This window comes from Pseudomonas sp. lyk4-R2A-10 (assembly GCF_030209075.1).
GTDB lineage: Bacteria > Pseudomonadota > Gammaproteobacteria > Pseudomonadales > Pseudomonadaceae > Aquipseudomonas > Aquipseudomonas glycinae.
Genome location: NZ_JARVSR010000004.1, coordinates 117,580 through 141,658, shown reverse-complemented (window position 1 = coordinate 141,658; position 24,079 = coordinate 117,580). Strand labels below are relative to the sequence as shown.

22 protein-coding genes and 1 pseudogene are annotated in these 24,079 nt (G+C 63.0%); 16 read left to right on the top strand and 7 right to left on the bottom strand.

Annotated elements, in window-relative coordinates; genetic code table 11:
• Positions 1-22: 22 nt before the first annotated feature.
• The 3 genes from QRN46_RS08180 to QRN46_RS08170 form a co-directional block, all read right to left on the bottom strand.
• Positions 23-259 carry a type II toxin-antitoxin system RelE/ParE family toxin gene (locus tag QRN46_RS08180; protein WP_234420633.1) on the bottom strand — a complete coding sequence of 79 codons (237 nt, stop codon included), beginning with the start codon at positions 257-259 and terminating at the stop codon, positions 23-25.
• Between the two features lie 37 nt (positions 260-296).
• Positions 297-491, bottom strand: coding sequence for a type II toxin-antitoxin system RelB family antitoxin (relB, locus tag QRN46_RS08175; protein WP_011334551.1), 195 nt, complete (start codon positions 489-491; stop codon positions 297-299).
• Positions 492-746: 255 nt separating this feature from the next.
• Entirely contained in the window at positions 747-1,694 is a 948-nt protein-coding gene (locus QRN46_RS08170; RefSeq protein ID WP_201819261.1) for a SphA family protein, read from the bottom strand.
• Positions 1,695-1,906: 212 nt separating this feature from the next.
• On the opposite strand from QRN46_RS08170, the gene QRN46_RS08165 reads away from it, so the two are divergent.
• From QRN46_RS08165 to QRN46_RS08115, 11 genes and pseudogenes are all read left to right on the top strand, one after another.
• Positions 1,907-2,941, top strand: coding sequence for an AraC family transcriptional regulator (locus QRN46_RS08165; protein ID WP_236197384.1), 1,035 nt, complete (start codon positions 1,907-1,909; stop codon positions 2,939-2,941).
• Positions 2,942-2,997: 56 nt separating this feature from the next.
• A complete protein-coding gene (locus tag QRN46_RS08160; protein ID WP_285354498.1) occupies positions 2,998-3,885 on the top strand; it encodes a Dyp-type peroxidase in 888 nt (295 codons plus the stop codon).
• Between the two features lie 9 nt (positions 3,886-3,894).
• Positions 3,895-4,863 (top strand): Gfo/Idh/MocA family protein, encoded by a 969-nt coding sequence (locus QRN46_RS08155; protein WP_285354497.1) that lies wholly within the window; start codon positions 3,895-3,897, stop codon positions 4,861-4,863.
• Positions 4,864-4,958: 95 nt separating this feature from the next.
• Positions 4,959-5,705, top strand: coding sequence for a GntR family transcriptional regulator (locus tag QRN46_RS08150; protein WP_011334546.1), 747 nt, complete (start codon positions 4,959-4,961; stop codon positions 5,703-5,705).
• A 2-nt stretch (positions 5,706-5,707) separates the two neighbouring features.
• The gene (locus tag QRN46_RS08145) at positions 5,708-7,438 is read left to right on the top strand and encodes a fumarate reductase/succinate dehydrogenase flavoprotein subunit (RefSeq protein ID WP_129973940.1); all 1,731 of its coding nucleotides are present in this window, start codon (positions 5,708-5,710) and stop codon (positions 7,436-7,438) included.
• A 25-nt stretch (positions 7,439-7,463) separates the two neighbouring features.
• Positions 7,464-7,709 (top strand): 4Fe-4S dicluster domain-containing protein, encoded by a 246-nt coding sequence (locus tag QRN46_RS08140; RefSeq protein WP_007959413.1) that lies wholly within the window; start codon positions 7,464-7,466, stop codon positions 7,707-7,709.
• Positions 7,710-7,819: 110 nt separating this feature from the next.
• Positions 7,820-9,223, top strand: coding sequence for an ABC transporter substrate-binding protein (locus QRN46_RS08135; protein ID WP_285354496.1), 1,404 nt, complete (start codon positions 7,820-7,822; stop codon positions 9,221-9,223).
• Between the two features lie 131 nt (positions 9,224-9,354).
• Complete coding sequence (locus QRN46_RS08130) at positions 9,355-10,128, top strand: ABC transporter permease (RefSeq protein WP_039768884.1); 774 nt, start codon at positions 9,355-9,357, stop codon at positions 10,126-10,128.
• The gene (locus tag QRN46_RS08125; protein WP_011334542.1) at positions 10,128-10,976 is read left to right on the top strand and encodes an ABC transporter ATP-binding protein; all 849 of its coding nucleotides are present in this window, start codon (positions 10,128-10,130) and stop codon (positions 10,974-10,976) included. The genes QRN46_RS08130 and QRN46_RS08125 overlap by 1 nt, the downstream gene beginning before the upstream one ends.
• Positions 10,973-11,935, top strand: coding sequence for a HEAT repeat domain-containing protein (locus QRN46_RS08120; RefSeq protein WP_285354495.1), 963 nt, complete (start codon positions 10,973-10,975; stop codon positions 11,933-11,935). The genes QRN46_RS08125 and QRN46_RS08120 overlap by 4 nt, the downstream gene beginning before the upstream one ends.
• A pseudogene (locus QRN46_RS08115) lies at positions 11,932-12,201 on the top strand (DUF971 domain-containing protein); the annotation flags it as partial. The gene QRN46_RS08120 and the pseudogene QRN46_RS08115, both read left to right, overlap by 4 nt.
• Before the next feature lie 7 nt (positions 12,202-12,208).
• On the opposite strand, the gene QRN46_RS08110 reads toward QRN46_RS08115, so the two are convergent.
• The 3 genes from QRN46_RS08110 to QRN46_RS08100 form a co-directional block, all read right to left on the bottom strand.
• Entirely contained in the window at positions 12,209-13,867 is a 1,659-nt protein-coding gene (locus QRN46_RS08110; RefSeq protein WP_285354494.1) for a phosphoethanolamine transferase, read from the bottom strand.
• Between the two features lie 161 nt (positions 13,868-14,028).
• Entirely contained in the window at positions 14,029-14,766 is a 738-nt protein-coding gene (locus QRN46_RS08105; protein WP_285354493.1) for a TorF family putative porin, read from the bottom strand.
• A 99-nt stretch (positions 14,767-14,865) separates the two neighbouring features.
• Positions 14,866-16,623, bottom strand: coding sequence for an amidohydrolase (locus QRN46_RS08100; RefSeq protein WP_285354491.1), 1,758 nt, complete (start codon positions 16,621-16,623; stop codon positions 14,866-14,868).
• A gap of 103 nt (positions 16,624-16,726) precedes the next feature.
• Between QRN46_RS08100 and QRN46_RS08095 the strand changes: the two genes are divergently transcribed.
• Genes QRN46_RS08095 through QRN46_RS08075 form a run of 5 tightly spaced genes read left to right on the top strand, consistent with a single transcriptional unit; the run spans position 16,727 to position 23,414 of the window.
• A complete protein-coding gene (locus QRN46_RS08095) occupies positions 16,727-17,644 on the top strand; it encodes a LysR family transcriptional regulator (RefSeq protein ID WP_011334536.1) in 918 nt (305 codons plus the stop codon).
• A 38-nt stretch (positions 17,645-17,682) separates the two neighbouring features.
• Positions 17,683-18,300 (top strand): transcriptional repressor LexA, encoded by a 618-nt coding sequence (gene lexA, locus QRN46_RS08090; protein WP_201819277.1) that lies wholly within the window; start codon positions 17,683-17,685, stop codon positions 18,298-18,300.
• Positions 18,300-18,917 (top strand): translesion DNA synthesis-associated protein ImuA, encoded by a 618-nt coding sequence (gene imuA / locus QRN46_RS08085; protein WP_011334534.1) that lies wholly within the window; start codon positions 18,300-18,302, stop codon positions 18,915-18,917. Before lexA ends, imuA begins: the two co-directional genes overlap by 1 nt.
• Positions 18,918-18,924: 7 nt before the next feature.
• Positions 18,925-20,340 carry a Y-family DNA polymerase gene (locus QRN46_RS08080; RefSeq protein ID WP_011334533.1) on the top strand — a complete coding sequence of 472 codons (1,416 nt, stop codon included), beginning with the start codon at positions 18,925-18,927 and terminating at the stop codon, positions 20,338-20,340.
• Positions 20,337-23,414, top strand: coding sequence for an error-prone DNA polymerase (locus tag QRN46_RS08075; protein WP_201819281.1), 3,078 nt, complete (start codon positions 20,337-20,339; stop codon positions 23,412-23,414). The genes QRN46_RS08080 and QRN46_RS08075 overlap by 4 nt, the downstream gene beginning before the upstream one ends.
• Here QRN46_RS08075 and QRN46_RS08070 read toward each other — a convergent pair whose 3' ends face one another.
• The gene (locus tag QRN46_RS08070) at positions 23,415-24,074 is read right to left on the bottom strand and encodes a flavin reductase family protein (protein WP_282474453.1); all 660 of its coding nucleotides are present in this window, start codon (positions 24,072-24,074) and stop codon (positions 23,415-23,417) included.
• Positions 24,075-24,079 lie beyond the last annotated feature (5 nt).

The window sequence follows — 24,079 nt, the reverse complement described above, 5'->3', positions numbered from 1 at the left end:
CGGCCGTTTGGCCGCCCTTTTTTTATGTAGATGAGGTTCGTGGGTATTGTCGTCGGGTGTGGACTAACGTCAGTATTTTGATGCGCCCGTTCACTCGATAGACCAGCAGATAGTTCGGATTGACCACCATTTCCCGAGTGCCTGGCGCTCGACCGGATCGGTAACCATAAGGGATTGATGAAAGCCTTTGCGTTGCTGCACCAACCTTGTGCTGCAGAGCCGCTGAAGCGTTGGAGTTGTATTGTTCAACGTAATCGATAATGTCAGCCAGATCGTCCAGAGCTTGATCGCTCCATTCAAGCGGCAGCGCGTCGATTCTTGCGTCTCTCTTCTAATAGTTGGTCGAGCCGCACCATGGCTTCTTCATGGGGAATGCCCGGGCGAGGATCATCCAGTACAGCCTGCACCTTGGCACGAAACCAGCGATCGTAGCTCTCTGCCTCTTCTTCGGATTCGAAGTCAGAGTAAAACGGGGAATGCAATATGCTCATAGTGATCTCCGTGATCAATTTCAGCAGTCTAAGGGGGAAAGGGCCCATTGTCGTCACTGGCAGACGATGCACCCCATGAGCCCTGTAGGAACCATGGGGTAGCGGCGCCCAGTATCTGCAAGTCCCCCCTTTGAAATCTGCCGGACGTTTCCCACCGTTGTCCGGCAATCTCGACCGCCGCTGTAGGCCTATTCCCACCCTCTGTTTTTCAGGTTTCCAGCCTACAAATCCGCGCGCGCCTTCCTACAAATGCACTCAGAACGCATACGGAATACTCACCTTCGCCCACAGCATTTCCCCTTCTGGCCGGTTCTCCACGTCGAATTCCTTGGCCCAGCGGATCTCGGCGCTGGCGTACTTGAGGAAGGTGAAGTGCAGCGCCGGGCCGATAGCGAACACCTTGCCGCGTACGCCGTCGTTCACGTCTTCGCCGGCGAATTGCACGGTGTGGCCGAACTGTTTGTCGTCGGTGGTCTGCTTGAGGTAGTAACCGTTGATGCCGAGCATCAGGTCGTCGGTGATCTTGTAGCTGGCCGAGTAATCGAAGTGGAAGATCTGCCCGGACTTGTAGTCGGTGTCCTTGTTCTTCTCGTTGAAGCTGTAGGTGGTTTTCATCGACACCTCGGTGCGCTCGGTCGGCAGCCAGGTGAAGGAGAACAGCGGTTTGTAGGTGTAGAAATTGTTGCTGGTGTTGGCCAGTCGATCGACGCTGTATTCGCCGGTGGGCACGGTGATTTCCACGGCGGCGCCGAGGGTCAGGTCCTTGCCCATGTCCCACAGGATGATCGGCGCGATGGTGGTATCGCCCATGCCTTCACGGGTGTCGCTCAGGCCGAACACCGAGACTTCCTGCTTTAGCCACGGCTGGGCGATGTAACCGGCCAGACGCCCGCCGAAAATCCGCACCGGGCTCAGGTAATCGATGCGCGGGATGACGGCGGTGGATTCGATCTCGACATTCGGCACCTTGCCGCCGAGCGAACTGATGTTGAGCTTTCGTGACTTGTAATGGTTGTAGTAGAGGTTGAAGGCGACCATGTTCTCCGGAAGGCTGTCGACCTCCAGCGGCAGCATGAAGAAGCCGTCGGTGCCGGGGCCGATGTTGTCGACGCCGGCTTCAGTGGCCAGCACCGGCAGGGTCGCGGCGCAGCCGAGCAGACTCAGCGCCAGTCGCACAGGGAATGTCGCGCGGTTCGGGGTCATGTCCGTCCTCATTATTATTGTGTTTTGGGCGCAACGCCGGCATTCGGGGTGCCCGGCCACGATAGAAATAAGCCCTTGGCGCACAACAGGGCAGGGTATTGGCGGACACGGAAGGGGGCTTCTGCGGACAGTCCGCCAACCCTGTGCTAACTTCCTTCGACATAACCGGTTACAAAAATAACAATTCAGCGTGATCCGGGATGTCAGCCTCCATGAACGTAAAAGTCCAAGACCCCACCTTCGAACTGGCGCTGGTGTCGCCATTTCTCCTGCAAACCCTGGCCGAAGTCGCCGCCAACAAGGGCGTCGAGCCGCAGAGTCTGTGCCGTGGCCTGGGTTTTGATTTCGACGACCTGCAGGATCCGGCGCAGCGGATTTCCTATCGCCAGGCCGTGGCCATGATCCAGCGTGCGCTCAAGGCTTTGCCCAATCAGGGGCTGGGGCTGTGGGTCGGCGCGCAGAACGTGCTCGGTACGCTGGGTCTGCTCGGGCATGTGCTGTCGCTGTGCAAGACCTTGCGCGACGCGTTCGAAATCGGGGTTCGGCATCAGCACACTTCCGGCGGGATCGTGGTTTCCAGCGTCGATGTGGTAGGCGATCAGGTCTACGTCGACGTTGAGTGCCGGCTGCCGTTTGCCGAGGTGCAGGTGTTTGCCGTTGAAGAGTTTTTCGCCAGCCTGCTGGTCTATGGCCGGGCGCTGGTGGGCGAGACGTTCAAGCCGATAGCCGTGGAGTTCATGCACGCCGCGCCGGATTACGTCGATGAATACCGGCGGCTGCTGGGGCCGGAGGTGCGCTTCGGGTGCCTGCACAACCGCATGCTGATCGACGTGCAATGGCTGGATGTGAACCTGCCCAACCACCATTCGCTGGCGCTGCGTCAGGCGGTCAAGTTGCTGGAGCTGGAGGCGGCGCAGGTTCACCAGAAACTCGATCTGATCCAGGCGGTGGAGCGGGCGATTGCCCGTGACTTGAGCCGGGGCAGCCATATTGAAAAGATTGCCGGCGACTTGAACATGAGCAGCCGAACCTTGCGCCGGCGGCTGACTGAACACTCACTGACGTTTGAAGCATTGCTGGAGCAAGTGCGTCAGGCGCGCACCATGAGTCTGTTGGCCAATCCTGAGATGCCGATCGAACGGATTACCGAGGAGGTCGGCTATAGCGATGTGCGCAGTTTTCGCCGGGCGTTCAAGCGCTGGACGGGGAAAAGCCCGAGTGCGTGGCGCAGCGAGTGCGTCATCTGATCCCACACAAACCCTCCGGCTACAGTTAAACTCCGCGCTCTTTCCAAGGAGTCGACATGAGTTACTACCAGCCGGGCATCCTCGCCACCCCCGTTCCGCCACAAGCACGTCACCTGTTTTTCGCCCTTGATTCGGTTGAAGCGCTGCCGCAGGCGATCGACAACCTGCTGAACCTGGTGGACGGCAAGTCGGCGGTGGTCGGTTTCGGTGAGTCCCTGGCCAAGGCCCTGAAGGTGAACATCGACGGCCTGCGCAGCTTCCCGGTGCTGACCGGTGTCGGCGTGGAAAACCCGTCGACCCAGCACGCCCTGTGGGTCTGGCTGCACGGCGTCGACCGTGGCGACCTGCTCAACCGCAGCACCGCGCTTGAGGCCGCACTGGCCCCGGCGCTGCGTCTGGTGCAGATGCAGGAAGCCTTTCGCCACAAGGACGGCCATGACCTCACCGGTTATGAAGACGGCACCGAAAACCCGCACGACGAAGCCGCCATCGCCGCCGCACTGCAAAGTGACGGCGCGGACGGTCTGGTCGGTGGCAGCTTCGCCGCAATCCAGCAATGGCAGCACGACCTCAAGGGTTTCCATGCGTTGTCCGCCGAGGACAAGGACAACATCATGGGCCGTCGCCTGAGCGACAACGAAGAGATCGACGACGCCCCGGTGTCCGCCCACGTCAAACGCACCGCCCAGGAAAGCTTCGCCCCGGAAGCCTTCGTCGTGCGTCGTTCGATGCCGTGGATCGAAGGCGACCGCGCCGGCCTGATGTTCCTGGCGTTCGGCTTCTCCCTCGATGCCTTTGAAGCGCAACTGCGCCGTATGAGCGGTCTGGAAGACGGCATCACCGACGGTCTCTATCGCATCAGCCGGCCGATCACCGGCGGCTATTACTGGTGCCCGCCGCTGCAAAACGGCCACCTCGATCTGCGCGCACTGCGCATCGGCTGAGGCACAAGCATGAACGTGGTGCGTTGGGGCATGATCGGTTGCGGCAGCGTCGCCGAACGCAAGAGCGGGCCGGCCTTCTACAAGGCGCCCGGCTCGGCGTTGGTGGCGGTGATGGGGCGCCGCCTCGAAGCCGTGACCGATTACGCCGCGCGCCACGGCATCGCCCGGACGTACACCGACGTCGATGCCCTGATCAACGACCCCGAGGTGGACGCGGTGTACATCGCCACACCACCCGATAGCCACCACACCTACAGCCTGAAAGTCGCCGCCGCCGGCAAGCACTGCTGCGTGGAGAAACCCATGGCGCTCAATGCCGGGCAAAGCCGCGAGATGCAGCAGGCGTTCGCCGAGGTTGGTCTGCACCTGTTCGTCTCCTATTACCGCCGTTCGTTACCGCGTTTCCAGGAGGTTCGGCAGTGGCTGGAGCAGGGCCGCATCGGCCAGGTGCGGCATCTGAGCTGGACGCTGACCAAGGCACCATCGCCCAAGGATCTGGACGGCAGCGACAACTGGCGCACCGATCCGGCGGTGGCCGGGGGCGGGTATTTCGCGGATCTGGCCAGCCATGGTTTTGACCTGTTCCAGTACCTGCTTGGCGACATCGTCGAAGTCGCCGGTTTCACCGCGCGTCAGGCCGGGTTGTACGCGGCGGAGGATGCGGTCAGCGCCAGTTGGCGATTCGCCTCGGGCGCACTGGGCATGGGTTGCTGGAACTTTGTTGCGGATCGCCGTGAGGATCGGGTCGAGATCATTGGCAGCCAAGGGCGGATCGGCTTTTCGGTGTTCGACGAGCATCCGGTCGAGCTGCATGCCGACGAACACATCAGCCTGGAAATCCCCCATCACGAACACATCCAGTGGCATCACGTACTCGGTATGAACGCGCAGATTCGCGGTGAGTCCCGGCACCCGGCAATCGCCGCCGAGGCCCTGAAGACTGATTGGGTCATGGATCAGATCCTCAAGCGCCACTGAAGGCGCATCTAAGGTTATGCCCAAACAATATTTCTCAAACTTGTCATAACGTCTCTAAGATCACGTCATAACTCGTTATGACAAGTGATCCCGTGATGACCGATAACGTTCTCTCCCTGGGCAGCGTCCCGCTGCACACCCAACTGCGCGACGTACTGCGCGCCCGCATCCTCGACGGCGAATACCCGCAAGACAGCCAGATGCCGTCCGAAAGCGAGCTTGGAACGCTGTTCAAGGTCAGCCGCATCACCGTGCGCCAGGCCCTGGGCGATCTGCAGAAAGAAGGGCTGATCTTCAAGATCCACGGCAAAGGCACCTTCGTCGCCAAACCCAAGACCTTTCAAAACGTCAGCACCCTGCAAGGTCTCGCCGAGTCCATGACCGGCCGTGGCTACGAGGTGATCAACCGCCTGCGCAGCTTCAAATTCATCGCCGCCGATAAACTGGTTGCCGAGCGTTTGCAGGTCGCCGAAGGCGAAATCGTCGCGCAGATAAAGCGTGTACGGCTGATCAACCGCGAGCCGATTTCGCTGGAAATCACCTACCTGCCCAAAGCCGTCGGCGAGCGGCTGGAGAAGGCCGATCTGGTCACCCGCGACATCTTCCTGATCCTCGAAAACGACTGCGGCATCGCCCTCGGCCACGCCGATCTGGCCATCGACGCGGTGCTGGCCGACAGCGACCTGACCCAGGCACTGAACGTCGAGGCCGGCTCGCCGATCATGCGCATCGAGCGTCTGACCCACGACGCTCACGGCCAGCCGCTGGACTTCGAACACCTTTACTACCGTGGCGATGCGTTCCAATACCGCCTGCGGATCGACCGGCAAAAAGGGGCCTGAACATGACCCGCAATACTCTCGAACAGGAATACGACATCGTCGTGATCGGCGGCGGCACTGCCGGCCCGATGGCCGCGATCAAGGCCAAGGAAAAGAACAAGGAACTGCGCGTGCTGCTGGTCGACAAGGCCAACGTCAAGCGCAGCGGCGCGATCAGCATGGGCATGGACGGCCTGAACAACGCAATCATTCCCGGCCACTCGACGCCCGAGCAGTACACCAAGGAAATCACCATCGCCAACGACGGCATCGTCAATCAGGCAGCGGTCTATGCCTACGCCACCCACAGTTTCGAAACCATCGAGCAGCTCGACCGCTGGGGCGTGAAGTTCGAGAAGGACGAGACCGGCGATTACGCGGTGAAGAAAGTCCACCACATGGGCGCCTACGTGCTGCCGATGCCGGAAGGGCACGACATCAAAAAAGTCCTGTATCGCCAGTTGAAGCGCGCGCGGGTGAGCATCACCAACCGCCTGGTCTGCACCCGTTTGCTGACTGACGAGGAGGGCGCCGTCAACGGTGTGATGGGGTTCGACTGCCGCACTGCCGACTTCCATGTGATCAAGGCCAAGGCAGTGATCCTCGCGTGTGGCGCTGCCGGGCGCCTCGGTCTGCCGTCCTCGGGTTATCTGATGGGCACCTACGAAAACCCGACCAACGCCGGCGACGGTTACGCCATGGCGTATCACGCCGGGGCCGAACTGGCGAACCTCGAGTGCTTCCAGATCAACCCGCTGATCAAGGACTACAACGGCCCGGCCTGCGCCTATGTTACCGGCCCGCTCGGTGGCTACACCGCCAATAACAAGGGCGAACGCTTCATCGAGTGCGACTACTGGAGCGGGCAGATGATGTGGGAGTTCCATCAGGAACTGGAAAGCGGCAACGGCCCGGTGTTCCTCAAGCTCGATCACCTGGCCGAGGAAACCATCCAGAACATCGAGGAAATCCTCCACAGCAACGAACGTCCGAGTCGTGGCCAGTTCCACGCCAATCGCGGCACCGACTACCGCACGCAGATGGTCGAGATGCACATCTCGGAAATCGGTTTTTGCAGCGGCCACTCGGCGTCCGGCGTGTGGGTCAACGAGCGCGCCGAAACCTCGGTGAAAGGTTTGTACTCGGCCGGTGACATGGCCGCCGTGCCGCACAACTACATGCTTGGCGCGTTCACCTACGGCTGGTTCGCGGGCAACAACGCGGCGGAGTTTGTTGCCGGGCGCGAGTTCTCCGTGCTGGATGCCGAGCAGATCGAAAAGGAAAAGGCCCGGGTCTATGCACCGCTGGATCGCGAACACGGTCTGCCGCCTGCCCAGGTGGAGTACAAGCTGCGGCGCTTCGTCAACGACTACCTGCAACCGCCGAAAGTGACCAAGAAGATGGAAATCGGCCTGCAACGCTTCAGCGACATCGAGCGCGATCTCGACGAAATGAAGGCCAACAACGCCCACGAACTGATGCGCGCCATGGAAACCAGCGTGATTCGCGACTGCGCCGAAATGGCCGCCCGCGCTTCGCTGTTCCGCGCCGAAAGTCGCTGGGGCCTGTACCACTACCGCGTCGATCATCCGCAACGGGACGACCGCGAATGGTTCTGCCACTGCCACCTGAAGAAGGGCGAAGACGGGCGCATGACCAGTTTCAAGAAAGCCGTCGAGCCTTACATCATCCCCCTCGATGCCGAGGAAATGCAGGCCTACGACCGCCTCCGGGTCGGCGCATTCGCCGCTTGAGGCATCACTAGAGAGAGTCCGAACCATGGCCTACCAAGCCCAGGAAATCTTCTTCCGCTCCAACGCCCCCGTCACCGTGGACGAGGACAAATGCATCGCCGAAAAGGGCTGCACCGTGTGCGTCGATGTCTGCCCGATGGACCTGCTGGCGATCAACCCGGCCACGCAAAAGGCCTACATGGCCTTCGATGAATGCTGGTACTGCATGCCTTGCGAAAAGGACTGCCCGACCGGTGCGGTGAAAGTCGAAATCCCGTACCTGCTTCGCTGAAACGCTATCCGGCAACACCGGACGCCTGATTCAACACACCCCTCGTTTCCCACCGCGCCCTGATCGCGGCGGAGACGAACATCCTATAAATGATTCGAGGGGATTCAACCATGTTGCGTGCAGCAATCGCCGGTCTGGTACTGGCTTCGTTCACCCTGTCGGCCTCGGCCGAAACCATCCGCATTGCCATCGGCACTCAGGACACCACCATCAATTGCGCCGCCGGCGGCCTGTTGATTCGCGAACTGGGCCTGCTCGACAAATACCTGCCTCACGACGGCGCCTACAAGGACGCCAGGTACGATGTGCAATGGAAGAACTTCACCAGCGGCGCACCGCTGACCAACGAGATGGTCGCCGGCAAACTCGACTTCGGCGCCATGGCCGATTTCCCCGGTGCGTTCAACGGCGTGGCGTTTGAAACCGCCGGCAAACACAGTCTGTTCATCAGCGTGCTGTCGGGCAGCATCAAGGGCAGCGGCAACGGCATCGTGGTGCCGAGCGCATCTGGCGTGCAGTCGTTGAGCGAACTCAAGGGCAAGACCATCTCCGTGCCGTTCGCCTCCACCGCCCACGGCATGTTGCTGCGCGCCGTGGCGGAGCAGGGCTGGGATCCGCTCAAGGACGTGAACATCATCGCCCAGCCGCCAGAGGTCGCAGGCTCCGCGTTGCAGGCCGGCAAGATCGACGCCCACGCCGACTTCGTGCCGTTTGCCGAACTGTTCCCGAGTCGTGGTTTCGCCCGCAAGATCTACGACGGCGCCCAGGCCAATGCGCCGACCTTCCACGGTGCGCTGGTCGATCAGGCCTACGCGAAGAAATACCCGGAAATCGTCGTCGCCTACCTGCGCGCGAGCATCGAGGCCAATCAACTGCTGGCTGCCGAACCGGAGAAATACAGCGAACTGATCGCCAAGGTCACCGGCGTCGATGCCGAGGTCAACTACCTGTTCCACGGCCCGCTCGGCGTGCAGACCCGCGACCTGAGCTGGAAACCGGAATATCGCCAGGCCGTGGGCACGGCCATCGATACGCTGAAGTTGCTGAAAAAGGCTGATCGCGGGCTCGACCTGAACACCTTTATCGACGATCAGTACATCCGCGCGGCGTTCAAGGCTTCGAATCTGGATTACACGGCGCAACTGGCCAACTACGCGCAGACGCCGTTGAAGTCGGTCGATGCGCTGACCGGGAAAGCCATTTCGGATTTCAGTCATGTTGCGGAAATCTGGGTGCGCGGTGAGGACAAGGTCCGGCGGTATGCCTCGGCTGAAGAGGCGTTCACCGCGCTGGCCGGCCTGAAATCGGAAGGCAAGAACATCCGGGCGGTGTATGCGCAGGCGAGTGACAGCGGGATCAAGTTGTTGGCGGAGCAGGCGTGGTTTGCCAGTGATGCGAAGGGGCGACTCAGCGCGTTTTTGCTCAAGGGGCAGGCGCAGCAATTTGCCTCGGCGCAGGGCGGGAAAGTCCTCGACTTCACGGATGCCACCACCCAAGCGGTTGCCACCCGTTAACTCAAACGTAGATCGTTCCCACGCTCCGCGTGGGAATGCCGCCATGGACGCTCTGCGTCCGCTTTGGATGTGACGCGGAGCGTCACGGGATGCATTCCCACGCAGAGCGTGGGAACGATCAGAGGTGATATATGTTTTCACGCTGGATCCCCAGAGCCGCCTCATTGCTCCTCTGCCTGCTCTTCTGGCAACTAGCCGCCAGTCACCACTGGAACCTCGGCCTCGTCACCTTCGCCAACGTCCCGACCCCGCTGGCCGTGATCGAAGCCGCGCTCGGCCTCGGCGACTCCGGCAAGCTCATCCAGCACCTGAGCGCCAGCCTTGGCCGGGTCTTCGCCGGCTACCTCGCGGCGCTGGTGATCGGCATCGCCCTGGGCCTGGCCATCGGCCGTTCGAAATGGGCCGAAGACCTGCTGCTGCCACCGCTGGAAGTACTGCGCCCAATCCCCGCCGTGGCCTGGATTCCACTGGCCATCCTGATGTTCCCGTCGTCGGAACTGTCGATGGTCTTCATCACCTTCACCGGCGCACTGTTCCCGATCCTGCTCAACACCGTGCACGGCGTCGAAGGCGTCGACCCGCGGCTGATCGCCTCGGCCAAAAGCCTCGGGGCCGGGCGTCGGGCGATTCTGCTGGAAGTGATCCTGCCGGGTGCCGCACCGAGCATCATCACCGGGCTCGCCATCGGCATGGGCACCTCGTGGTTCTGTCTGGTGACCGCCGAAATGATCTCCGGTCAGTTCGGCATCGGTTACTACACCTGGGAGTCCTACACCATCCAGAACTACGCCGACATCGTGGTCGGCATGTTGCTGATCGGCGTGTTGGGCATGGGCAGCAGCCTGCTGATCAAACGCCTGGGCGGGCTGTTCACGCCCTGGCATCGACCACGAGGAAAAGCCTGATGAGCGTGATGCAAACTCCGGAAGGGCGGATCGACATCCGCCAGTTATCCATCGTCCTCGGCGAAGGCCGGCAAGCGTTTGAAGCGGTGCAGGGGCTGGACTGCCAAATCGAACCGGGCCAGTTCGTGTGCATTCTCGGCCCCTCCGGTTGCGGCAAGTCGACCTTGCTCGGTGCGCTGGCCGGGCATCTGCAACCCCATGGCGGGCAGTTGAAAGTCGATGGCGCCGAAGTGTCCGGCCCGTCGCCACAGCGCGGCATGGTGTTTCAGCATCACACGCTGTTCCCGTGGCGCACGGTGCGCGACAACGTTGCCTTCGGCCTGAAGATGCGCGGCATCGGCAAAGCCGAGCGCCATCGCGCCGCCGACGACATCCTCAAACTGGTCGGCCTCGAAGGCTTCGCCGAACGCTGGCCGGATCAACTTTCCGGCGGCATGCAGCAACGGGTGGAAATCGCCCGGGTGCTGGTCAATCGCCCCCGGCTGTTGCTGATGGACGAGCCCTTCGGCGCACTGGACGCGCTGACCCGACTGAACATGCAGGAACTGCTGCTGGACATCTGGACGCGGATTCGCACCACCGTGGTGTTCGTCACCCATGACATCGACGAAGCGCTGTTCCTCGCCGATCGCTTGCTGGTGATGAGCGCGCGGCCGGGGCGGATCATCGAAGACTTGCGCCTGGATTTCCCCCGGCCACGCACCACCGAACTGGTGACCAGTCACGAATTCTCGCGCCTCAAGCGCCACTGCCTCGACCTGCTGCGCCACGACAACGACCGACCGCTGCCGCGCCTCAATCCGCTCGGTTTGCCTCCTGAAAACTCCTTGCCGAGATTTGCCCTGTGACCTCATTTTTTGCTGTGACCGATAACGACGCCATTCTCGCCCTGCAACCGCGCCTGACCGCTGATGACGCCGGTGTACGGCGGATTGCCCTGATCGATCTGGCCGACCTCGAAGAGCCGGACGGTCTGCTCTGGCTGGTCGAGCGTCTGGCCGAAGACCCCGCCGAAGAAGTGCGTGCCGAAGCGGCGCGCCTGCTGGAGGCCTGGGAAGACGAGCCGGTGGTTGAAGCGCTGTGCCAGGCGCTGACGGATCCGTCGCCGGCGGTGCAAGCCGCTGCGGCGCAGAGCCTGAGCCTGCTCAAGACCGAAGCGGCGGGCAGGGTGATTCTGCCGTGGACCGCCCATGCCGAAACCGGCGTGCGGATTGCCGCGTTCCGGGCCTTGCGCGAGTTGCGTTTCCCCGGCGCTGCGCCGACCGCGATTCAGGCGCTGAACGATGCCGATGCCAGTGTGCGCCGCGAAGCCGTCGGCGTGCTCGGCTGGCTCAAGCAACTCGACGCGTTGCCGGCACTGGCCCGCCTGGCGAGTGATGACCCGGACACCGAAGTACGCCGCGCCGCCACCGGCGCCCTGGGTTTGGCAAGTGACGCCGAAGTGCTGCCCGCGTTGCGTCAAGCCTTGCAGGACCAGGCCTGGCAAGTACGCGAAGAAGCCGCGACCACCCTTGGCAAGGTCGGCCATACCGACGCCGGGCCGGCGCTGATCGAAGCCTTGGCCGACGACTACTGGCAGGTACGCCTGCGCGCCACCCGCAGCCTCGGGCGCCTCAAGTACGTCGCGGCCCTCGACGCGTTGATCGACACCCTCGGCCATCGCATCAGCAACCTGCGCAAGGAAGCCGCGCTGGCCCTCGGCGAACTGAACGATCGCGGGGCCGTGGCCGCGTTGCAGGCCGCGCAGGACGACGGCGACCCGGAAGTGCGCAAAGCCGTGCGGATTGCCTTGAGTCAGCTGCAATGAATCCGCTGTCGGTCGGTAATTCCCAAAGCGAACACCGGTTACGGCTGAACTGGCCGGATGGCCGCGAGCAACTGCTCGACCATGCCGAACTGCGCCGCCAGTGCCCGTGCTCGCAATGCCGGGCGTTTCGCCTGCGGGGCTCGCCGCCAATGGTTGACCCGCGTGTGCGGGTCATCGAATTGAACGCTCAGGGCTACGGCCTGCAACTGGTGTTCAGCGATGGCCATCAGCGCGGGATTTACCCGTGGGCCTATCTGGCGCAGCTGGAGGGGATCACTGTCCCGCCGTCATCGCCGGCCGACAGCCATGGAAAATATCCAGCCCCGGCTGATACAGCGACGTCCTGACCTCGAACAACCCCAGCACCGAATGGAACAGGTTGTCATGGCTCAGATCCGGCTGGCTGCTTTTACCTTGCAGGCAGCCTCGGTCGATGCCCAGTTGCGCCAGGGTGTTGTTGCCGAACCACATCACCATCGGCACATGGGTCTGGGCTTCCGGCGCCAGCGCATAAGGCGCGGCGTGCAGGTACAGGCCGTTCTCGCCCAGCGATTCGCCATGGTCGGACACGTACAGCATCGACGTATCGAGATGGTCCTGATTGCGCTTGAGCAGCTCGATCACCTTGGCCAGGAAATGGTCGGTGTAGAGGATCGTGTTGTCGTAGACGTTGACCAGTTCGTCACGGCTGCAACTGCCCAGCTGGTTGGTGTGGCAGATCGGTTTGAAACGCTCCATGTCCTTGGGATAGCGCTCGTAATATTCCGGGCCGTGGCTGCCGTCGGCGTGCAGGACGATGATCGCGTTGCCCTTGAGGCTGTCGATGTAGCTTTGCAGGTCGGCCAGCAGCGCTTCGTCGAGGCAGTTGTTGCCGTCGCAGAACGGCCCCGGCTGGTTTTTCGCGATGTCGCGGTTCGGCACGCGCAGGCAGGTACCCTTGCAGTCGCTGTTGTTGTCCAGCCACAACACCTGCACGCCGGCCCGTTGCAGGATGTCCAGCAGGCCTTCGTAGGTTTTGCCTTTCTTGTCGCTGTAGTCCTCGCGCGGGAACATCGAGAACATGCACGGCACCGACACCGCCGTCGAAGTGCCGCAGGAATGCACCTGGGTGAAATTGAGGATGTCGAGTTTGCTCAGCTCGGGGTTGGTCTCACGCTCATAGCCGTTGAGCGAGAAATGGTCGGCCCGTGCGGTTTCGCCGACCACGAGCACCATCAGCGATTTCTTCTCGCGGGAGGCCGCCTTGGCGCTCATCACCGCGTCTTCGCCGATGGCCTGCACCACAAAATGCTTTTTGATCCCCAGCCGCTGCTTGGTGTATTTGCTGATCGCGTAGATGTAGTTGGTCGGGTTGATGAAGTGGGTGAGCTTGTCTTCCTCGCGAAAGATCGGCGCGTAGGTCGAATAGAACGCGCCCACCGATGCGCCGATCACCAGCACGCAGGACACAATCACCAGCACCTTGTTCAGCAAGCCCCGAAAGAACGGCCGATAAACCACCGGCCAGCGCCAGATCAGCACGGCCGGCAACATACCGAGCAACAGCACGTAAGCCAGCAGTTTGCCGCTGAACAGCGCCGCGGCTTCCCCGGGATTGGTTTCGAACACGTTCTGGATCATCACCGTGTCGATGGTGATCCCGTACTCGTTCATGAAGTACGCCGCGCAGGCCGAGAGCAGGGCCACCAGGGTCAACGCCGGTTTCAGCGTCCAGCGAAACGACACCAGGGTCAGTAACAGGGTGATCGCCGCCCACAGAAACAGCCCGAAGGACGCGAAAAACGCCAGTTTCTGTGCGCCTTGCAGAGTGATCAATGTTCCCAGCGCCTTCCAGGTCGCCAGGTTGTACAGCGCCACCAGTGCCAGCGAAAACAGCAGCACCAGGCGGGTCGGAGTGATGGACGGTAAACGCAGTCCTTTGCCCAAAGCCATTTCGATACTTTCCTCTACGTCAGTCGAAAACCCATACGGTTACGCGCGTAACTGTAGAAGAGCATTGGTAAAAATTCCGTAAACATCCGGTAACAAAATCACGGTAAGTGCAAAAAAACGTGGGCGCCAGCAGGCCGGCTCCCACGGAGAACTGCGGAGGTTCAGAAGGATTTGCTGATGCTGGCGACGACCGTCGCCGTGCACACGTCCTTGAAGCCCCAGTTGCTCAGGCATTGGCTCTGCGACAGGTCGGTGTCGATGTAGCTCAGGCCCAGCACCACGCCGGCCAGGTTATGGGTCAGTTTGACTTCCCACTCCCGGTAGGACTCTTCGCTGTGGCCGGAGCCCGAGTACATGTGCGGATCCTTGAAGTCCATGTTGCCGTAGCGCAGCTTCAGCCCGGAATCCAACGGCAATTCGGTTTCGTAACCGATGTAGCTGTAGAGCGAGCTCTGTTTGCTGTCGATGCCCGGCGCGTCACTGGAGTAATAGGCCGCGAGTTTCATGCCGTAGGCGCTGAGAATCGAGTACACCTCGCTCTGGTTGAACTGGCTCTCCTTGGGATACGCGTATTTGATGTAGCCCAGATCCAGGCTCACGGCCTCGGTGGCCTGCCACAGCCAGCCGGCGTAGTAATCGACCTCCTGACGGGTTTTCAGGCCGCCACCGAAATCGACGTTCGAACTCCATGCGCCGAGGTACAGGCCGCTGCTGTGGGCCAGGGTCAGCCCGGCCTGCACCGCCGGGTCGTTCTGGGTCTGGGAGATGCCGCGGGTGCGGTAATCGCTGGCCAGGGTCAGATCGACCAGCACCGCGAAATCATCGTTCAGGGCAATTGCGTGGCTGCTCAAAGGCAGCAGGCTCAAGGAAGTGAGGGCGAGCAGGGGCAAGGCTTTCATGTGAAGTCCCGTTGTTGTGGTTGTTATGGGCAGGAAGCGGGCAAGGCTGCGCCGGACCCCGGCGGCTGGCGCGGGGTCGGGCAGCGGATACGGCGATTGTTATTGGAGGGTAGGGGCGTAGACCTGACGGCCGGCGAACCAGGTTTGCAGGACCTGGGTGTCATGCAGGGCCTTGTCGTCGACGCTGAACACGTCGCGATCGAGCACGATGAAATCGGCCTGTTTGCCGGGGCTCAGCGAGCCGATCTGTTGTTCCAGGCCGATGGTCCGCGCCGCGTTGGCGGTGTAGGCGTAGAACATGGTTTCACGGTCCAGGCGTTCGTCGGCGTTGAGCACGCCCAGCGGCCCGGTGCGGGTGATGGCCTGGGCCATGGCGTTCCACGGGTTCGGCGAGGACACCGGCCAGTCGCTGGCGCCGGCAATCGTCGCGCCCTGTTTGAGCAGCGAATGCGCCGGGTATTGATAGCGAAAGGCGAGGGCGCTGACGTAAGGCTTGATCATGTCGGTGGTGTAGTCGTCGGCGCTGGCCCACAGCAGTTGCATCGAGGCAATCACGTTCAGCGGCTTGAAGCGGGCGAACTCCTTCGGGTTGACCATTTGCAGGTGGGTGATCGAGTGCGTTACGCCGCTTTGCCGGTCCTTGCGCGCCTGGGCGATGCCGTTCAGCGATTCGCGCACCGCGCGGTCGCCGATGGCGTGGATGTGCACCAGCCAGCCGCGCTGGTCGATGGCACTGACCAGTTCGCCGAAATGCTGCGGATCGATCAGCAATTCGCCCTGTTTGTGCGAGTTGCTGTAGGGATCGATCATCGCCGCGCTCTGGGCCGGGTACTCGATCACGCCGTCGGCGAAGATCTTGATCCCCGGCAGCGTCAGGTTGGGAATGCCCTGAAACTGCCGGCGCACCTTGTCGAGGGTGTCGAGATCGGCCGGGACGCTTTTCGGATTGGCCACCAGCAGTGCGGCGACGTGGGCAGTCATGCCGCCGCTTTCCGACAGGGCCTTGTAGGCCGGCAGCACGCCGACGGTTTTCTCGGTGGGCTTGAGGGCGAACACCGGCTCGCCCGGTGCGGCGTTGGCGGCGGGGTCCATCCACGCGGTGATGCCGAGGCTGTTATTGAAGTGCACCGCCGATTGCGCAGCCTTGAGCATGTCGGCCGGGCTCGGCACCGGCATTTTCGAGGCGACCCGATCCCAACCGGCATCGACCACAAAGCCGTTCGGCTCACCGTTGGCCAGTTTGCCGAGGGTGTCTTTTTCCGCGTCCGGCAGGGTTTTCAGCAGTCCGGCGTCGATGCCCGCACGTTTGAGCATCACATTGTTGGCCCAAGCGGTGTGGTGATCGCTGCCGGTGAACACCACTGGCACGTCGGCCCATTCGCCGTTATTGAAGATTTTGCCCAGCGCTTCAGCCTTGGCCCAATACGCCGAACTCATGCCGGCCACGCTTAATACGTCGCCATGGCGGGCCTTGCCGTCGTCACGCCAGCCGCGCAGGCGTTTTTCCAGTTCATCCAGACTGACCACGTCGTCTTCCATGTTGGCCGAGACCATTTCCAGTCCGCCGAAAATCGCGTGGGAATGGCTGTCGATCAGGCCGGGCATCACCGCCTGACCTTTCAGGTCGATGACCTGGGTGCCGGGCTCGATCAAGGCCTTGATCTGCGCGTCGCTGCCGACTTTCAGCACCTTGCCGTTCTCCACGGCCAGCGCCTGAACCTTCGGTTGAGCGCGGTCGGCGGTGAAAATCTTGCCATTGAGCAGCACCAGATCGGTGGCGGCCATGGCTTCCATCGAGGCAAAACTCATAGCGGCGATCAGCAGATTTTTTGTGAAATGCGGGATGAATCTTTTCATTGAACATTTCCTTGTTATTGCGTCTGATGGCCAGATTAGTGGCTGCCAACGCCCGACAGAACGCCTCCCTCACGAAAAACGTTTTTGCCTGAATGGAAAAAGCATGGACAAGCTGGGTGCACTGAAAATGTTCGTGGTCACCGCGCAGCTCGGCAGTTTCAGCCGCGCTGCCGAGCAACTGGGCAAGACCCCGTCGGCCCTGACCAAAGCGGTCAATCATCTGGAATCCGAACTTGGGGCGCGGCTGTTCGAGCGCAGCACGCGGCGGATTCTGCTGACCGAAATCGGCCGGCTGTATCTGGAAACCGCACGCCAGGTGCTGCAACGGCTGGACGAGGCCAGCGAAGAAATCGAGCAGTTGCAGCATGGCCTGCGCGGCAGCCTGAAAATCACCGCACCGCTGGCCTACGGGCGGGCGTTTCTTGATCAGGTGTGTGACGGCTTTTTGCAGCAATACCCGCAGATCAGCCTGCAAGTGGATTTGTGCGACGAATTCGTCAATCTGCTGGAAAGCGGTTACGACCTGGCGTTGCGTGAAGGGCACGATGATTTGCCGGGGTTGATCGCCCGGGTGGTCGGCAGCAATCGCCTGGCGCTGTGCGGCAGCCCCGAATACCTGGCGCGCAAGGGCTTGCCGGTGACGCCGCAAACCCTCGATCAGCATGAATGGCTGCTGTACCGGCATCCGTTGCTCAGCCGCGAATTCTGGTGGGCCGAGCGCGACGGCCAGCGCCTGAGCCTGGCGCAACCGACGGCGCCGCTGTTGCGCAGTGACAATTACGACCTGCTGCTGGCCAGCGCCCTGGCCGGGCGTGGCCTGCTGCACACGCCGCTGTGGAGTGCCGCGCCGTACATCGCCGACGGGCGACTGGTGCGGGTCATGGCCGATTACGAGATCGACCCGGACAGCTTCGGGCCACATATTCTGGCGGTGTACCCGAGCCATCGACGGGCGACGGCCAAGGTTGTGGCGTTCATTGATTACATCGCGGGGTTTCTCGCGGAGCGCGGTTTGAGCTGACTGGCGGTGCTTGTCAGGAAAATCCCACAAGAGTACAAATGTACTCCATGACGACTCTGACTCCCCGCCGTACCGCCATCCTGACCTTTATCCGCGAACGCATCGCCGAACACGGTCAGCCCCCAAGCCTCGCTGAAATCAGCGAGGCTTTTGGTTTTGCCTCCCGCAGCGTGGCGCGCAAGCATGTGCTGGCGCTCACCGAAGCCGGGTTTATCGAGGTCAACCCGCATCAGGCCCGGGGCATTCGCCTGCTCGGGCAGCCGGCGCGGCCGGAACTGCTCGAAGTCCCGGTGCTCGGCCGGGTGGCCGCTGGTGCGCCCATCGGTGCCGATGCCGACCTGCACAATCGGCTGATGCTCGATCCCGCGCTGTTCTCCCGCACGCCCGACTACATGCTGCGGGTGCAGGGCGATTCGATGATCGAGGACGGCATTTTCGACGGCGACCTGGTCGGCGTGCGACGCAACCCCGAAGCGCTCAATGGCCAGATCGTGGTGGCGCGACTCGACGGTGAGGTCACGATCAAACGCTTCGAGCGGGTCGGCGATGAGGTTCGCCTGTTGCCGCGCAACCCGGCGTACCAGCCGATTGTGGTGCGGGCCGATCAGGACCTGGCTATCGAAGGGGTGTTCTGCGGTCTGGTGAGGCAAGGCTGATGGGTGCCGTCGTTGCGCTGGATACGCTGTTCAATGGCGGCCAGGTCTGGAAGGGCCGGCCTGCGCCACCCGCCGCCAGCCCGCAACCCACCGGGCACGCGGCGCTGGACGCAGCGTTGCCCAGTGGCGGCTGGCCAGAAGCGGCGCTGAGCGAAATCCTGCTGGCCGGGCCCGGTGTCGGCGAATTGCAATTGGTGTGGCCGACGCTGGCGCGGCTGTCGGCGGCGGGCGAGCGCATTGTGCTGGTGGCGCCGCCGTTCGTGCCGTACCCGCAGGCGTGGGCCAATGCCGGGGTCGATCTGCGGCAGTTGTCGGTGATCCAGGCCAGCGAACGCGATGCGTTGTGGGCGGCAGAACAATGCCTGCGCTCGGGCAGTTGCGGCGCGGTGCTGTGCTGGCCGCACAAGGCCGATGACCGCGCCTTGCGCCGTTTGCAGGTGGCGGCGGAAACCGGCCAGACCCTGGCGTTCGCGTGGCGCCCCTTGAGCGAAGCGGTCAACCCGTCGCCGGCCGCGCTGCGCATCGCCATCGATGCCCGCCCGGCGCAATTGCGCGTGCTCAAGTGCCGGGGCGGACTGGCGCGCAGCGCACCGATTGCCTTCACCGTGGGGCATTGAGGTCGCCATGCGCTGGGTTTGCATTCTGTTCCCGCAATTGGCCCTCGACGCCGTGCTGCGTCAGCGCCCCGATCCCGAGCAACCGTTGGCGCTGCTCAGCGGCCCGGCCCAGCGCCGGGTGCTGCAAGCGATCAACCCGGCGGCGCGGGCACTGGGCTTGCGTCCCGGGCAATCGATGACCGCCGCGCAGGCCATGAGCAAAGGGTTCACCACCGTCGATTACGACGTGGCCGAGGTCGAGCACTGGCAGCAGTTTCTCGCCGCCTGGGCCTATCGTTTCAGCGCCCAGGTCAGCGTGCATTATCCGCGCACCGTGGTGTTCGAGATCGAATCGAGCCTCGGGCTGTTCGGTTCCTGGGTGCAGTTCGAGGCGCGGTTGCGCACGGAGTTGACCGAGCTGGGCTTTCGTCACCGCATCGTCGCCGCGCCCAACCCGGTGGCGGCGCGGGTGTTGGCCAACGCCTATGACGGACTGGTGGTGCCCGACGGTGAGGCCCTGCGCCATCACCTCGGACAATTGCCGGTCGACCGCATCGGGCTTGAACCGAGCGTGGCCACGGCGCTGTCGCGCATGGGCCTGCGCAACCTCCATCAGGTGCAGAACCTGCCGCGTCAGGCCCTGGCCCGGCGTTTCGAGGCACCGATGCTCAAACACCTGGACACGCTGTTCGGCGCACGGCCGCTGGCGCTGGCGTTCTACCTGCCGCCGGATCGTTTCGACGTGCGCATCGAACTCAATTTCGACGTGCAGTCCCATCAGGCGCTGCTGTTCCCCTTGCGCCGCCTGACGTCCGATCTGGCGGCGTTTTTGTGCGGCCGCGACAGCGGCGTGCAGCGCTTCGATCTGCATCTGGAACACGCCGGGTTGCCGGACACATTGATCAAGGTCGGCCTGCTCAGCGCCGAACGCGATCCGGCGATGCTCTTTGAACTGGCCCGTGGTCGACTGGAGCAGGTGCAGGTCGAAGCCCCGGTGCGCGGCTTTCGTCTGCGCGCCGAGGATCTGCCGAGTTTCGTGCCGCAGTTTCAGGAACTGTTCGACGACCGCCCGCAGCAGACCTTGCCCTGGGAGCAACTGCGCGAACGCCTGCGCGCACGGCTGGGGGATGAGGCGGTGCAGGGCCTGCGCTTTCAGGCCGATCATCGCCCGGAGTGCGCGTGGCAGAACGCCGACGACAAGCAGCGTTGCCCTGCATTGCCGTGCGTGCAGCGTCCGGGTTGGTTATTGGGCGAGCCGCAGTCGGTGCCCGAAGGTTCGGCGCGCATCCTCATGGGTCCGGAGCGCATCGAGTCCGGCTGGTGGGACGGTGACGACGTGCGCCGCGACTATTACCTGATCCAGAACCGCGCAGGCCAGCAAGGCTGGGCGTACCGGGCAGTGGGTGAGGTCGGTCCGTTGTGGCTGCAGGGCTGGTTCGCATGAACCAGGGTTATGCCGAGCTGCACTGCCTGTCGAATTTCAGTTTCCAGCGCGGCGCGTCCAGTGCGCTGGAACTGTTTCAGCGCGCGAAAAAGCACGGCTATCAGGCGCTGGCGATTACCGATGAATGCACCCTCGCCGGGATCGTCCGTGCCTGGCAGGCAGCCAAGTCAGTGGAGTTGCCGCTGATCATCGGCAGCGAAATCCGTATCGAGAACGGCCCGAAACTGGTGTTGCTGGTGGAGAACATCGAGGGTTATCAGGCCCTGTGCGGCTTGATCACCCAGGCTCGACGGCGTACCCAAAAAGGCCAGTATCAAATACTGCGCGAGGACTTCAGCGAGCCGTTGCCGGGATTGCTGGTGCTGTGGGTGCCGGAGGCGGTCGATGAGGTGGAAGAGGGGCGCTGGCTGAAACAGACGTTCGGCGAGCGGCTGTGGCTGGCGGTGCAGTTGCATCGTGGGCAGAACGATCAGCAACGGCTTGCCGCACTGTTGAGTCTGGCGGATGAGCTGCAAATTCCAGCCGTGGCCAGCGGCGATGTGCACATGCATGCCCGTGGCCGGCGAGCCTTGCAGGACACCATGACCGCGATCCGCCATCACGTCCCGGTGGCCGAGGCCGGATTGCGCCTGCACCCCAACGGCGAGCGGCATTTGCGCAGCCTCGATGTATTGCGCGAGCTGTATCCACAGACCTTGCTGGACGAATCGCTAAAGCTGGCCCGCCGCTGCACCTTCGATCTGGGCGAGTTGCGCTATCAATACCCCAAAGAGCTGGTGCCCGAGGAACACAGCGCCAGTTCCTGGCTGCGCCACCTGACCGAACAAGGCATCGCCTGGCGCTGGCCGAAAGGCGCACAGCCCAAGGTGCTCAAGCAGATCGACGATGAGCTGGAGCTGATTGCCGAACTCGGCTACGAAAGCTACTTCCTCACCGTGCACGACGTGGTGCGCTTCGCCCGTGAGCAGAAAATTCTCTGTCAGGGCCGGGGTTCGGCGGCCAACTCGGCGGTGTGTTTTGCCCTGGGCATCACCGAGATCGACCCGGACCGCACCACGCTGCTGTTCGAGCGTTTCATGTCGAGGGAGCGCAACGAGCCGCCGGACATCGACGTCGATTTCGAGCACGAACGCCGGGAAGAAGTCCTGCAATACGTGTTCCGTCGTTATGGCCGCCGTCGTGCGGCGCTGACCGCGGTGGTCAGCACGTATCACGCTTCCGGTGCGATCCGCGATGTGGCCAAGGCGCTGGGCTTGCCGCCGGACCAGATCAATGCGCTGGCCGACTGTTGCGGTCACTGGAGCGATGAAACCCCACCCGTGGAGCGCCTGCGCGAGGGCGGTTTCGACCCCGAAAGTCCGCTGCTGCACCGGGTGCTGAGCCTGACCGGGCAACTGATCGGCTTCCCCCGGCACCTGTCGCAGCACCCCGGCGGTTTCGTGATATCCGAGCAACCGCTGGACACTCTGGTGCCGGTGGAAAACGCCGCCATGGCCGACCGCACCATCATCCAGTGGGACAAGGATGACCTCGATGCGGTCGGGCTGCTCAAGGTGGATATCCTCGCCCTCGGCATGCTCAGCGCGATCCGCCGCTGTTTCGACCTGCTGCGCCGCCATCGCCATCAGGACCTGAGCCTGGCCACCATCCCGCCTGAGGATCGCCCGACCTACGACATGATCAGCCGCGCCGATACCATCGGCGTGTTCCAGATCGAGTCCCGGGCGCAGATGTCGATGCTGCCGCGTCTGCGCCCGCAAACCTTCTATGACCTGGTGATCGAGGTGGCCATCGTCCGGCCGGGGCCGATACAGGGCGGGATGGTTCATCCGTACCTGCGCCGTCGGAATCAGGAGGAAGAGGAAACCTATCCGTCACCGGAGCTGGAAGTGGTGCTCAAGCGCACCCTCGGGGTGCCGCTGTTTCAGGAGCAGGTGATGCAGATCGCCATCGTTGCCGCCGACTACAGCCCCGGCGAGGCTGACCAGTTGCGCCGCTCCATGGCGGCGTGGAAACGCCACGGCGGGCTGGAACCGCACAAGGAACGGCTGGCCGCCGGCATGAAGAAAAACGGCTACAGCCCGGAATTCGCCGCGCAGATCTTCGAGCAGATCAAGGGCTTCGGCAGTTACGGTTTCCCCGAGTCCCACGCCGCCAGTTTTGCCTTGCTGACCTATGCCAGTTGCTGGCTCAAGTGCCATGAACCGGCGGCGTTCGCCTGTGCGCTGATCAACAGCTGGCCGATGGGTTTCTACAGCCCGGATCAGATTCTTCAGGATGCGCGCCGGCATCATTTGCAGATCCGCCCGGTGGATGTACGCGCCAGTGACTGGGATTGCAGCCTTGAGCCGATTGCCGGCGAGCAACCGGCCATCCGCATGGGCCTGCGGATGATCAAGGGCTTTCGCGAGGAGGATGCCCGGAGCATTGAAAAGGCTCGGGCGAGGGGGGCGTTTGCCGATGTCGCCGACCTGGGCGAACGGGCCGGGCTCGACAGTCGGGCCCAGGCGCTGCTGGCGGATGCCGGGGCGTTGCGCGGCCTGGCCGGTCACCGCCATCGGGCACGCTGGGAAGTGGCCGGGGTGCAGAAACAGCTCGGGCTGTTTGCCGGGTTGCCGAGTCAGGAGGAACCGGATGTGTTGCTGCCGACGCCGAGTGTCAGCGAAGACCTGTTCACCGACTACGCCACCCTTGGCACCACGCTGGGGCCGCACCCGCTGACGCTGTTGCGCAACGAGTTGCGGGCGCGGCGCTGCCGCAGTTCCCGGGAGTTGCTGGAGGTCGAACACGGCCGGCCGGTCAGCGTGGCGGGGCTGGTGACCGGGCGTCAGCGGCCGGGCACTGCCAGTGGCGTGACCTTCGTGACCCTGGAAGACGAGTTCGGCAACGTCAACGTAGTGGTCTGGCGCGATCTGGCCGAGCGCCAGCGCCAGGTGCTGGTGGGCTCGCAACTGCTCAAGGTCGATGGCCGCTGGGAGCGGGAAGGCGAGGTGCGGCACCTGATTGCCGGACGCCTGAGCGATCTGACTCCGCTGCTTAACGGCATCCGCGTACAGAGCCGCGACTTCCACTGATCAGCGCTGTGGCCAGAACCGCTCGCCACCCCCCGGCGCCTCCGTCCACGCTTGCAACGAGCGGGTCGGCAGGTCGAAGTAGTCTCGGGTCCGTGCATAACCATGCCCGCCCATGCGCCCGATCGCATCCAGCCCCAATTGATCGATGTACAGGGTTTTCGGGTCGATCAACTCGTCGCGCACATGCGCCATCAACACCTCGCCAAAAATGATCTCCCGCGACTGACCGATGTTCAGCGCCATCATCCGCCGACATTCCAGCGCCACGGGTGCTTCGCCGATTCGCGGGCATTTGACCGAGGTGCCGGGGATCGCTGTCAGGCCCGCTGCGGTCAACTCATCGAAGCCCGGCGCGAACGGCACGGCGCAGACGTTCATGGCCTCCACCAAGGCGTCACTGACGATGTTGACGGTGAACTCCTGATTCATCTGGATATTGCGCGTGGTGTCCTTCGGGCTCTGGTCGTCGTAGTTCTCCACGCCGAGCGCGAGAATGGGCGGATCCGCCGACAGCGCATTGAAGAAACTGAACGGCGCGGCATTGACCCGGCCTTCGCCGTCGATGGTGGTGACCAGTGCAATCGGGCGCGGCACCACGCTGCCGATCAGAATCTTGTACTTTTCCCGTGGGCTCAGTTGGCTGAAATCGAAGCTGTGCATGGCAG